At 73.3% G+C, this 12,229-nt stretch carries 6 protein-coding genes; 4 read left to right on the top strand and 2 right to left on the bottom strand.

The genetic code is table 11. From position 1 onward, the window contains the following. Positions 1 to 1,553 (bottom strand): thiamine pyrophosphate-dependent enzyme (locus VGR37_12810; protein HEV2148278.1); only part of this gene is annotated, 1,553 nt, incomplete at its 3' end. Positions 1,554 to 1,976: 423 nt separating this feature from the next. On the opposite strand from VGR37_12810, the gene VGR37_12805 reads away from it, so the two are divergent. From VGR37_12805 to VGR37_12795, 3 genes are all read left to right on the top strand, one after another. After that, on the top strand, positions 1,977 to 3,224 hold the full coding sequence (locus VGR37_12805) for a DEAD/DEAH box helicase (GenBank protein ID HEV2148277.1): 1,248 nt from the start codon (positions 1,977 to 1,979) through the stop codon (positions 3,222 to 3,224). Positions 3,225 to 3,692: 468 nt separating this feature from the next. After that, on the top strand, positions 3,693 to 5,831 hold the full coding sequence (locus tag VGR37_12800) for a BamA/TamA family outer membrane protein (GenBank protein HEV2148276.1): 2,139 nt from the start codon (positions 3,693 to 3,695) through the stop codon (positions 5,829 to 5,831). Further along, on the top strand, positions 5,831 to 10,855 hold the full coding sequence (locus VGR37_12795; protein HEV2148275.1) for a translocation/assembly module TamB domain-containing protein: 5,025 nt from the start codon (positions 5,831 to 5,833) through the stop codon (positions 10,853 to 10,855). Before VGR37_12800 ends, VGR37_12795 begins: the two co-directional genes overlap by 1 nt. Positions 10,856 to 10,898: 43 nt before the next feature. On the opposite strand, the gene VGR37_12790 is transcribed toward VGR37_12795, so the two are convergent. Further along, on the bottom strand, positions 10,899 to 11,504 hold the full coding sequence (locus VGR37_12790) for a hypothetical protein (protein ID HEV2148274.1): 606 nt from the start codon (positions 11,502 to 11,504) through the stop codon (positions 10,899 to 10,901). A gap of 59 nt (positions 11,505 to 11,563) precedes the next feature. Here VGR37_12790 and VGR37_12785 point away from each other — a divergent pair. Next, the coding region (locus VGR37_12785) for a TPM domain-containing protein (protein HEV2148273.1) at positions 11,564 to 12,229 on the top strand (666 nt) is incomplete at its 3' end.

Below are 12,229 nucleotides of genomic sequence, written 5' to 3'. Positions count from 1 at the left end.
GTGTCGTGCCCGTGCGCGGCGGCGGCCTCGCCCAGCCCCTCGAGCGTGGCCGAAAGCTCGTCGAGCACGCGCTTCAGCGAGGCGTCGGCCTCTTCGCGCGTCACCACGCCCTCTTCCACCAGGCGGGCGGCGAATGCCTCGCGGGCGGTGGGGTGGTCCTTGATCACCCCGTACATCACGGGCTGGGTGAACAGCGGCTCGTCGCCCTCGTTGTGCCCCCAGCGGCGGTAGCCCACCAGGTCGATGACGACGTCCTTGCCCCAGCGGGCGCGGTAGGCCAGGGCGAAGCGGGCCACGCCCAGGCAGGCCTCGGCGTCGTCGGCGTTCACGTGCACGACGGGAATCTCGAAGCCCTTTGCCAGGTCGCTGGCGTAGCGGGTGCTGCGGCCCTGCTGCGGGTCGGTGGTGAAGCCCACCTGGTTGTTGGCGATCAGGTGGATGGTGCCGCCCACCGCGTAGCCGGGCAGCGACTGCATGTTCAGCGTCTCGGGCACCACCCCCTGGCCGGGGAACGCCGCGTCGCCGTGGATGAGCACGGCCACCGCGCGGCCGTGGTCGATGGCGGGCACGCCCGGGGCCGAGGTGTCGTCCTGGGCGGCGCGCGTCATCCCCACCACGATGGGGTCCACGAACTCCAGGTGGCTGGGGTTGGGCGCGAGGGTGACGGTGACCTCCCGCTCGCCGACCCGCTTCGCGTCGCGCCACCCCAGGTGGTACTTCACGTCCTGGGAAAGGTCTTCCACCCCGGCGTCGGAGGCCGGAGTCGTCTTCCGCCCCATGAAGGCGCCCACCATCATCTCGTACGGCTTGCCCAGCACGTGCGTCAGCACGTTCAGCCGGCCGCGGTGCGCCATGCCGATGACGACGTCCGACGCACCCCCGGCCGCCGCGTCCTCGATCACCTGGTCCAGGATGGGGACCAGCATGTCCGTCCCCTCGACGGAGAAGCGCTTCTGCCCCACGAAGGCCTTGTGCAGGAAGCGCTCGAAGCCCTCCACCTGCGACAGGCGCTGCAGCAGCGCCCGGCGGCGCTCCGCGTCCAGCGGAGCGCGGAGGCTCCCGGACTCCACGCGCTCGCGGAGCCAGTCGCGCTCGGCGGGGTCCTGGATGTGGTCGAACTCGTAGCCGGCGGTCGCGGAGTACAGCTCCCGCAGCCTCTCCACGGCCTCGGCCGCGTGGCGGGCGCCCTGCGCGGCGGGGCTGCGCACCACCCCCGCGGGAAGGTCCGCGAGCTGGGCTTCCGAGAGCCCGTGGGCCTCGGGGCGGAGCGCCGGGTCCGGCGCGGCCGGCGGGGCGATGGGGCTCAGGCGCGCGGCCGTGTGCCCGCGCGCGCGGATGGCCTCGGCCAGCTCGTGCGCCGCGACGATGGTGTCCGGGTCGTACCCCCCGGCCACGGCGCCCGCCGGTGCCGCACCCTCCGGGGCGGGCGGGGTGAACGAGCGGAAGAAGTCCTGCCACCCGGGGTCCACGGAGCCGGGGTCGGCCAGGTACCGCTCGTAAAGCTCCAGCACGTAGCCCGCGTTGGGGCCTACGAAGTTTTGCAGGTCTGCCATGAGATCGCTGTGTCCGCATCTCCGCGCGTGGGACGGCCGCGGCGCGGTCGCCCGTCGGCCCGTTCCGGCCGAATCGGCGTAATTGTAACCCGGGAAATACCGTGCCGCCACCAGCGGGAGGGTCGCCCCGTACCTTTCGCGTCAGCCGGCCCCATCCGGGGCGCGGCGCTCCGGGAGCGTCCCGCGGGGCCGGGTGGCGGCAGCCGTGCGCATGTGTTAAATTCACTTGTATTTGTGAATGCAGGTGCAACACCGGTGCTCCTTCGGCTCCCCGCGGCGACCCGCCCGGGTGTCCCGGCCGCTGCTTCCCGAGCACCGCACCGCCAGGTGAAAACAGGCCGAGCGGACCGTCGCGCGCATGGCGCGAGGCCGCGCACGAAGACGGACCCGGAAGGGAAGAGCCCGGGCCTGCAAAGGAGCTACATGCGTTTCAACGAACTTGGGCTCGCGCCGGAGCTGGTGCGGGCGGTGACGGAGCTGGGCTACGAGGAGGCGACCCCCATTCAGCAGCTGGCGATCCCGGAGGCGCTGGAGGGGAAGGACGTACTGGGCAAGGCCCAGACCGGGACCGGAAAGACGGCGGCGTTCATGCTGCCCACGCTGCACCGGCTGCGCGGCAGGGAGGGGCTGAAGGCGCTGGTCCTCTGCCCCACGCGCGAGCTGGCGATCCAGGTGTACGAGAACGCGCGCGAGTATGCGAAGGGCTCGGAGCTCTTCGTGGGGGTGCTGTACGGCGGGACGCCGGTGGACCGCGACGTCCGCGGCCTCCGCGCCGGCTACGAGGTGCTGGTCGCCACGCCGGGGCGCCTGATCGACCACCTGGAGCGCGGCAACGTGGACCTCTCCGGGCTGGAGGTGCTGGTGCTGGACGAGGCGGACCGCATGCTGGACATGGGCTTCCGCCCGCAGATCAACGAGATCCTCCGGCACTGCCCCAAGAAGCGGCAGACCCTCTTCTTCTCGGCCACCATGCCGAACGAGGTGAAGTCGCTGGCCTACGACAGCCTGCGCGACCCGGTCACCGTCGAGGCGGCGCCGCAGAAGACCACGGCCGACGGGGTGGAGCAGTTCGTCTACCCGGTGCAGGAGAGCAAGAAGACGGGGCTCCTCCTGGAGCTGCTGAAGCGGCCGGGGATGGACTCGGTGCTGGTCTTCACCCGCACAAAGTTCGGCGCGGACCGGGTCTCCGGGCAGCTGCAGCGCGCCGGGATCAGTGTGGAGGTGATGCACGGCGACCGCAGCATGAAGGAGCGGGTCCGCGCGCTCGACGCCTTCCGCGATGGCGAGGTGCAGGTGCTGGTCGCCACCGACGTGGCGCAGCGCGGGCTGGACGTCGAGGGGATCTCGCACGTGATCAACTACGACGCCCCGCAGGACCCGGACGGGTACGTGCACCGCGTGGGCCGCACGGCGCGCGCGGGGGCCAAGGGCGAAGCCATCACCTTCATGTCCGGCGGCGAGATCGGCGACGTGCGCCAGGTGGAGCTTCTCCTGGGCTACGCGCTCCCGCGGGTGGAGCTGCCGGGCTACGGCTTCGGGAGCGCCACCGAGGAGACCGTCTACACCCCCGAGCTCAAGCAGCCCCGCGCCAACCGCGGGCGCCGCATGGGGAAGAACGCCGGCAAGGAGCTCTCGCCCGAGCAGCTCGAGAAGATCCTCAAGGCGGTCTGACGGGCGGTCTTCCGCTCGCTGCAGGTGTCGAGGGCCGGTCCCGGGTTTCCGGGGCCGGCCTTTTTCGCGTCGGTCCGGGACCCTTCAGGGGTGAAACGTTGCCGCGCGGGCGCGAGGCGGTATCTTCCGAAAGTCGCGAGAGCGCCTGGAGTAACCGGGGTGCCTCGCGGGTAGCACGGTAGCCGCGCCACTTCCGTCGTGTCGTGCAGGGAGCGGGATGCTCGCGAGGTATGCTCCTCCTGGCACGCTAGATGCGCGAGCGCGGGTGGTTCCGGTCCGGATGTTTCCACCCCTGGAGCACCTCCCGTCCGCGGGGGGCGCCGTTCCGTGCAGGCGCTTGAGCGTACCGATGCACCGTCCCGCGGGCCCTCGGCCCGGCGTGCGCCACCCGGCGCCCCGGTCCGGCCCGCCGCGCCCGTTCCACGCGTCCCGTCGCGCATGCTGAACCGTTCCGGACCGATCTCTCGCGTGCTCGTCCGCTTCGCGCGGCTGGCCGCCGCGTGCCTCGCGGTGGTGCTGGCCGCGTGCGTCCAGAACGCCCCGGCGGGCGGCCCCTACCCGGGGCTCGCCGAGTTCGCCGGGAAGGAGGTGCAGAGCGTGGAGTTCGCCGGGGAGATGGTGGTCCGGGAGGACACCCTCCGCGCGGTGATCGCCACCCAGCCTACCCGCTGCCGCACCCTGGGGCTCCCCGTCTGCCTCTTCGGGCTGGGACGGCAGAGGCACTTCCTCGACCTGAACGAGCTGCAGCAGGACGTCGCCCGCATCCTGATCGTGCACCGGGACCACGGCTACTACGGGACCCGCGTCACCCCCACGGTGGAGAACGCGGGCGGAGACGAGGTGGCCGTGCGCTTCGCCGTCGTCCCGGGCGATCGGGTCACCCTCCAGGAGCTGGAGGTGGCGGGGACGGAGGGGATCATCCCCCCCGAGGAGCTGGAGCGCAGGCTCCCGCTCCGTGAGGGCGGCCCCTTCCGGCGATCCGGCTTCCTCGCCTCCGCCGACACCATCCAGGGGCGCCTGCTGGAGAACGGCTACGCGTACGCCCAGGTCCTCCGCAACTACGCGCTCGACACCATCGCCGACGTGGCTCAGGCCCGCTTCGAGGCGGTGCCTGGCCCGCTGGTGCGGGTGGACACGGTGGTGATCCTGGGCGCCGAGCGCCTGGGCCAGCGCACCGTCCGCCGCCAGCTCGCCATCCGCGAGGACGCGGTGCTCCGCCCCTCCGAGCTGACCCGGAGCCAGCGGAACCTGTTCGACTTCCAGATGGTGAGCTTCGCCTCGGTCGAGATCGCGCCGGACTCGCTGCAGCTGAACCCGGACAGCGCCAGCGCCACGGTGATCGTGCGGGTGGTGGAGGCGCCGCAGTACCTGGCCGAGGTGGCGGGCGGGTACGGGACCATCGACTGCTTCCGTGCCGACGCCCGGCGGCTGAACCGCAACTTCTTCGGCGGCGGACGGACGCTGGAGCTCGCCGCGTCGGTCTCCAAGGTGGGCGTGGGCGAGCCGCTGGCGGCCGGGCTGGAACAGAGCCTCTGCCGGGCGCTGGGGAACGACACCCTCGGAAACGTGCTGAACTACCGCGTGGCCGCGGACTTCGTGCAGCCGCGCCTCTTCGGAACGCAGACCAGCACCGCGCTCAGCCTGTACTCCGAGCGGCTTTCCGAGCTCGAAACGTACCTCCGCTCCGCCACCGGGGGGCGCCTGGCGGTCAACCGGGAGGTGGCTCCGCAGACGCTCGCCATCGCGGCCGTGACCGTGAACCGCGGCTCCACGCAGGCGGAGCCGCTCTTCTTCTGCGTGTCGCTGGAAAGGTGCACGGCGGCCGACATCGAGCCCCTGCAGGAGAGCCGCTGGTCGAACTTCTTCACCCTTTCCGCGATCCGCGACCGCACCCGGTCGGACGTGTACCCGGTCTCAGGATACCAGGTACGCGGGACGGTGGACTGGGCGACCACCCTCCTGGCCTCCGACGACCGCTTCCTGCGCCTCTTCAGCGATGCGTCGGCCTACCGCCGCATCCGGGAGGGATGGGTCCTCGCCGGCCGCCTGCAGGGAGGGACGTTCCTGGAAGGGGTGATCGGGGCCGAGGGGTACATCCCCCCGGAGCGCAGGTTCTACGCGGGCGGACCGAACAGCGTCCGCGGGTTTCAGCGCAACCGCCTGGGGCCGCGCGTGTACGTGGACACGCCCGAGCCGGGCGCGAAGCCCGACAGCCTGGGCGTGTTGCCGCGCGACACGATTCCCTTCGGGGTCGGGGGGACGAGGATGGTGATCGGCTCCGTCGAGCTGCGAATGCCATCGCCGGTGTTCCGCGAGAACCTCCGCATCGCCGCCTTCGTGGACGGTGGACGGGTGTGGACGAGCGCCAGCGACACGCTCGTCGGCGAGTCCCGGTTCAGCTTCACCCCGGGGGTCGGGCTCCGGTTCCTGACGCCGGTGGGTCCGATCCGCCTGGATGCCGCGTACAATCCGTACGACGACCCGGTCGGTCCCCTGATCCGCTTCTCCGAGACCGGCGACCCGGTGACCCTCGACCCCAGGTTCGATCCCGAGGGTCGGTTCCGCAGCCGGCTGCAGTTCTACATCGCCGTGGGACAGGCGTTCTGATGGCGCGCCTCTCCGGTCCGCAGCGCACCGGGCTGGCCCTCGCGGGCCTCCTGATCGGGCTCCTCCTGCTCTGGGCGGGGGTCCGGGTCTACGTGCGCGAGGCGCGGCTGGACGAGGCGGCGCTGGAGGTGCAGAACCGCCTCCGGCTCCCCCGCTCGGCGTTCGAGCTGGAGGAGGTGGACGCGGAGGGGAACATGCGCATGGCGCTGCGGCGCGTGGCCATCCTCGACCCCTCGGGCGACACCATCGTCTATGCCCCCCTGGCGCGGCTGACCTTCGCGTCCACGACCTTTTCCGGGACCGGGCCCATCCACTTCGACCGGCTGCAGGTCTACGAGCCCTTCGTGCGCCTGGTCGAGACCCCGGCCGGGGAGTGGAACCTCACCGAGGCCTTCCGCGTGGAGGCGGACGGGAACGAGGTGCGCTTCGCCGCGGCCGGCGACACCGTGGGCGAGGATGCCGCCCGCCCGCTGATGTTCCACGACGTGTTCATCTACGACGGCCGCGCGCTGATCGCCCGGCCGGTCGCGCCGGACGATCCCGCCGCCGCGCGCTTCGCGTCGCGGGGCGGGCCCCCGGTGCAGCGGATCGACGGGCGGGCCATGCGCGTCTTCCAGGTGCGCGACATCGACGCCTACCTGCCGCTGGTGCGGGTGGGGGGGGACCGCGGGATCCGCGTGGAGGTGGCCGAGCTGGACGCCCGCCTGGTGAACCCGGACGTGCACGTGACCGACCTGGAGGGGTGGATCGAGGAGGTGCAGCCGGACCGGTACCGCTTCGCCGTGGAGACGCTGCGCACGGAGAACTCCAGCTTCGCCGGCGAGGGCGCCTTCCGCCTGGCCGAGGACCGGATCCTCTACGACCTGCAGCTCCGGGCGAACCCGCTGGACTTCTCGGACCTGCGCGGGCTGGGCTTCGACGTGCCCGCGCAGGGCCGGGCGGCGTTCGCGCTCGACGTGGAGTCGCTCCCCGGCGGGCGCACCGCGCTGCGGGCGAGCGACCTGGTGGTGACCACCCCGGAGTCGCGCGTGGCGGGCCGTCTGGCCGCCACCGTCGGCGGGGAAGGCCCCTGGAGCTTCTACGACACCCGGCTGACGCTGGACCCGCTCGACTTCTCCACCCTGGACCAGCTCGTCGAGGCCGAGATCCCCTACGAGGGGGAGCTCCGCGGGACCGTCACCAGCCTGGAGACCATCGAAGAGGGGAGTGGCGGCGCGCTCCGGATCGACCTCGCGGCGAGCTTCCGCCCGGAGAACGCCACGGGCGAGCGCTCCGTGGTGTCGGCGGTCGGGAACGTGGCCGTCGGGGGCGATGCGCCCTTCCGGCTGGACGGGGTGCGCGTGGAGGCCCGCCCCCTCCACCTGGCGGCGCTCTCGCCGCTCGTCGACGACCCCGCGCGGGCGGAGATGCTCCGCGGCGTCCTGCGGGGGTCTGCCGTCGCGAGCGGGACCCCCTCCGACCTGCGGCTCACCGGCGGGGCCGTGGCGTACGAGGTGGGCGACGCCCCGGCCACGCGCGTCACCGACCTGTCGGCCCGCATCTCCACGGACCCGGCGCTCCGCTACGAGGTCAGCGGACGCGCCGCGCCGCTCGCGCTCGCCACCCTCACGGAGCTCTACCCGCAGCTCCCCTTCCGCACGGCGACGCTGAGCGGCCCCTTCTCCATCTCGGGTACGGCGGAGCGGGCCAACTTCGACGTGGACTTCGGCGGGGCGGCGGGGCGGCTGGCGGCGCGGGGAACCCTGCTCCCGGGCGAGCCCCTGCGCTTCGACGTGTCGGGCCAGGTGGAGGCGTTCCGCTCCGGCGTGCTCCTGGCCGCGAACAACCCGGTGCAGGGCCCGCTCACGGGGACCTTCTCCGCCCGGGGGAGCGCGCAGGACTTCGGCTTCGACGTGGACCTGGCGCACCAGGGCGGCGCCTTCGCCCTGGGCGGCCGGGTCCGCGATCCGGGCGACGGGATGCAGTTCGACGTGGCGGGGCAGCTCCGCGAATTCCGGCTGGGCACGGTGCTGGGGAGGCCGGGGCTCTTCAACTCGCCGCTCACCGGGCCCATCCAGCTCAGCGGGGGCGGGCGCCAGCCGTACCGCTTCGACGTGGACCTCCGCGGGCTGGGCGGGCTGGTGGACCTGGAGGGGTGGTTCCGCCCCGGCGACGTCCCCTCGTACTTCGTCACCGGACAGGTGGCGGGGGTGAACCCGCAGCTCCTCCCGGGCGGGCAGGGGCTCCCCCCCGGGAACCTCACCGCCGCGCTGCAGGTGCAGGGGCGGGGGACCACGCCGGAGACCTTCGAGGGACGCATCGACCTGGACGCCCGTTCCTCCACCCTTGCGGGAGTGCCGCTGGACGCCGCCCGGGTCCGCCTCGCCGCCAACGATGGGGTGCTCCGCATCGACACCCTGGCGGCCACCTTCCGCGGGGCGCGCATCAACGCCTCGGGCACCTGGGGGCTGACCCGTCCTGTCGCCGAGCCGCTGCGCGTCTCCCTCGCCGCCCAGGATCTGAGCACCCTGGCTCCGCTCCTGGCCCGCGCCGGGGTGGAGCAGCCGGACCTCGCCGGATCCCTCGCCGCCGAGGGGTGGATCTCCGGGTCCTTCCGCAACCCGGCGTTCAGCTTCGCCACGCGGGGGACGGGGCTTCGCTACGGCACCTGGCGCGCCGGGCAGCTGGCGCTGGAGGCCCGCGGCTCGCTGGGGCCCGGCGGGTGGACCGGGTACGGCAACCTGCAGGGCGAGCAGGTGCTGCTCGCCGGGCGCGAGCAGTTCCAGAGCGTCCGCCTGGAGGTCAACGCCGTCCCCGGCCTCGCCACCTTCGGCGTGCTGGCGCGGCGCGACGGGGAGAGCGACCTCGCGGTCTCCGGCTCCCTGGCGCTGGACGGGCGCGAGCTTCGCGGGACCGAGCTCCAGTCGCTGGCCCTGCGGCTGGGAGACGTGCAGTGGCGGCTGGCGAACCCGGCGCGGATCCGCTGGGGCGGGGTGGACGGCATCGCCATCGAGCGGCTGATGCTCCGTCGGGAGGGCGACGAGACGGGGCTCATCCTGGTGGACGGCCGGCTCCCGCCCACCGGCGAGGCCGAGCTGCGCGTACAGCTGACCGCCGTGGACCTCTCGATCATGCGCCGCCTCACGAACGCTGCGCCGGAGCTGGAGGGAATCGTCAACCTCTCGGTGGTCCTGGAGGGGCCCGTCGGCTCGCCGGAAATGGTGGTCACCGGCTCCATCGACTCGCTGGACTACGCGGGCTTTTCCGCGTCGCAGGTGGCGATCGAGGCGCGCTACGCCGGCCGCCGCCTCGTGGGGCAGGCGCTCGTGCGGGCGGCCGGGGACTCCCTGCTCGTGACCGGCTCGGTGCCGATGCTGGTCTCGCTCGGCGGGACCGTCCCCGGCTTCGAGCTGCTCCGCGACGAGCCGCTGGAGGTGCGTGTGGCGGCGGATTCCGTCCCGCTCTCGCTGGTGAGCGCCGCCGTTCCCACGCTCGCGGAGGGCGAGGGCCTGCTCGCCGCCAACCTGGTGGTGGGCGGTACGCTGAACGACCCGGAGGTGAACGGGGTGGCGGCCGTTCGCGGCGGGGCGCTGACCGTGGTGCCGCTGGAGCAGCGCTTCACCGACATCCGCGCGCGGGTGGTGCTGCGCGGCGAGGAGATCCGGATCGACACGCTGACCGCGCGGAGCGACGGGACGGCGAGCGTGACCGGGACCATCCTCCTGGACGAGCTGGGGCGGCCGCGCGTCCTGCTGAACGTGCTGGCGGAGAACTTCGACGTCATCGACCGGGAGGACCTGGCGCAGCTCAAGGTGTCGTCCAACCTGAGGATCGCGGGCCGGCTCCCCGAGGCGACCCTCTCCGGCCGGCTGGTACTGGAGGAAGGGACGATCCGGATCCCCACCTTCGGCGAGCGCCGGGCCGCGGCGATCGTGGACGTGGACGTGGGGGAGATCGGGGCGGACACCATTCCGGAGGGCGTCGCCGGCGCCTCCGCCGCCGCCCTGTTCGGCGGGCTGCAGGTGGCCGGGCTGCAGGTGGTGGTGGACGACGGGGTCTGGCTGCAGTCGGAGGACGCGCGGATCCAGATCCGGGGCGACCTGCTGGTGACCCGCGCGGGGGGCGAGCCCCGCATCTACGGCGACCTGGAGGCGGTGCGCGGGACCTACGCCCTGCGCGTGGGGCCGCTGCGGCGCGAGTTCGACATCGAGCGGGGGCTGGTGCAGTTCTACGGCACGCCGGACCTCAACCCCACGCTGGACATCGTCGCCACCAACCAGGTCCGCACGCTGGACCAGGCGAGCACGGGATCGGTGCTGCAGGTTCAGGTACAGGTGGGCGGCACCCTGCAGTCGCCCACCCTGCGGCTCAGCTCCAACACCCGGCCGCCGCTCCCGGAGTCGGAGCTGCTGAGCTATCTCATCTTCGGGCGCTCCACCGCCAACCTGGGCGGCACCACGGGAGCCCTCGCGCAGCAGATCCTGGCCCAGGAGCTCTTCGGCGGGCTGGTGGCGGCGGAGCTGGAGCAGGAGCTGTCGCGCTCCGGGCTGGTGGACTACGTCCGGGTGCGCTCCGGCGGGGCCGAGCTGGGCAGTGGGCTCGGGCTGGGGCAGGCGCTCGGGGTCGTGGGGCTGACCACGCCCACGTTCGAGTTCGGCTGGGAGCTGAGCAACGACCTGTTCCTCACCCTGGAGGTGGGGGTGCCCGCGGTGGGCGACCAGAGCCCGCTGGCCGGGATCGGCCTGGACTACCAGATCAACGAGCGGACGCGGGCGCGCGCGGCGTACGAGAGCGTGCGGCGCGACGTGTTCACCCGGCCGTTCTACGCGGGCCCGACCTACCAGTTCTCCCTGGACGTGCGCCACCGGTGGGAGTGGGGGCGCTCGCTGCCAGACACCACGGCCCTCGATTCGCTGGCCGACTCCGCGGCCGCGGCCATCGCGGCGGAGGCCGGCGCGCCGCCCACGGCGCAGCCGCAGGGCGCCGGGGGCGCCGTGCCCGACCCGCCGGCGGAAACGCCGAAAAAGGAGGAGGGGACCCGGTGACGGGTCCCCTCCCTGCGTACGGCCCCGCTCCGCCGCCGCGCGGCTACAGGAAGGGGCGCTCCCGCGCGTTGGCGCGCGTCAGCTCCACCACGGTGCTGTCCCCCGCCACCTCGACGGGGAGGTTCCAGTAGAGCTCGCTGTGGGGGAGCGTGTAGCGGGCGTAGACCCACCAGCGCGCCGGCTTGGCCTCGAAGTTGACGGTCCCGGACGCGTCCGTGGTGTCCACCGCCTCCAGTCGGCCCGCCGTCTCGGCGCGCCGCGCGGCCAGCGAGTCGAACGCCGCGTACGTCGCCTGCGCCCACTCGCGGCGCGCGGCGCGCACCGAGTCCGCGCGGGCGAACAGGACCCGCCGCATCGCCTGGAAGCGCGCCAGGGCCGTGTCTCCGCGCGCGCGCGCCTCGCGCTCCGCCGCCGGGAGGCCCTGCAATTGCTGGAGGAGCTCCGGCGGGATCGCCGGTTCCGGGGACCTGGCGGCCGATGCGAGCGACTCCAGCAGCTCCTCGCGGTCGTAGGGGAGGAGGCGGACGGGGAGGTCCGCGACGGGCGCGCCGTCCAGGGTGGCCCGGACGGTCACCTGCGGATCCGAGTCGCAGGCGGCGAGCGCCAGCGAGCCCAGGAGCGCGGCGAGCGGGACGAGACGAGGGTTCATCGACGGCTCCGGCTGTGGAAACGGGAAACGACGTGAAGCAACGTACGAGGCGATCCGTAGTGCATCAAGCGAGAAGCGTGCTCCCGTGGCGGGCGGGGCTCGCCGTGCTCCTGCTGGGCCTGCTGGCGGGGCTCCCCGCGGGCGCGCAGCTCCGGCTCCCCCGCCCGACGGGGTACGTGAACGACTTCGCGAACGTGATCCCGGCCGAGCAGGAGGCGCAGATCACCCGCATCGTCGACGAGGTGCGCGCCAAGTCCGGCGGAGAGATCGTCGTGGTGACGCTCCCGTCGCTGCAGGGACGCCCCGCGAGCGAGGTCGCGCTGCAGATCGGGCGGGAATGGCGGATCGGGCGGGCGGGGGAGCCCGGCGATGCGGCCCGCAACACGGGGGCGGTGGTGCTGGTCTCGATGGAGGACCGGAAGTGGCGGATCGAGACGGGGCTGGGGACCAACACCTTCATCACCGCGGGGGAGGCGGGCCGGATCGGGCGCGAGTACATGGTGCCCCGGCTGGGACAGGGGGACGTCGGCGGGGGGATCCACCTCGCGGTCCAGGCCCTGGCGCAGGAGTATGCCGAGCGCTTCGGCTTCCAGCTCACGGGCGAAGCGCCCGGCCTGCGGCAGCCCGCCCGGGGGCCCTCCTCCGGAGGGGGCGGCGGAGGGCGCCTCCTCTTCTACGTGATCGCGATCCTGATCATATTCTCGCTCTTCGGCAGGGGAGGCGGA

It is taken from the genome of Longimicrobiaceae bacterium (assembly GCA_035936415.1).
GTDB lineage: Bacteria > Gemmatimonadota > Gemmatimonadetes > Longimicrobiales > Longimicrobiaceae > JAFAYN01.
Note: the sequence above shows the minus strand (reverse complement) of the source record. Positions and strands in the feature narration are given on the sequence as shown.

Excerpts from the sequence above, each read along its gene's own strand:
- VGR37_12805 (HEV2148277.1), top strand. The coding sequence starts at position 1,977 with ATGCGTTTCAACGAACTTGGGCTCGCGCCGGAGCTGGTGCGGGCGGTG.
- VGR37_12795 (HEV2148275.1), top strand. The coding sequence starts at position 5,831 with ATGGCGCGCCTCTCCGGTCCGCAGCGCACCGGGCTGGCCCTCGCGGGC.
- VGR37_12790 (HEV2148274.1), bottom strand. The coding sequence starts at position 11,504 with ATGAACCCTCGTCTCGTCCCGCTCGCCGCGCTCCTGGGCTCGCTGGCG.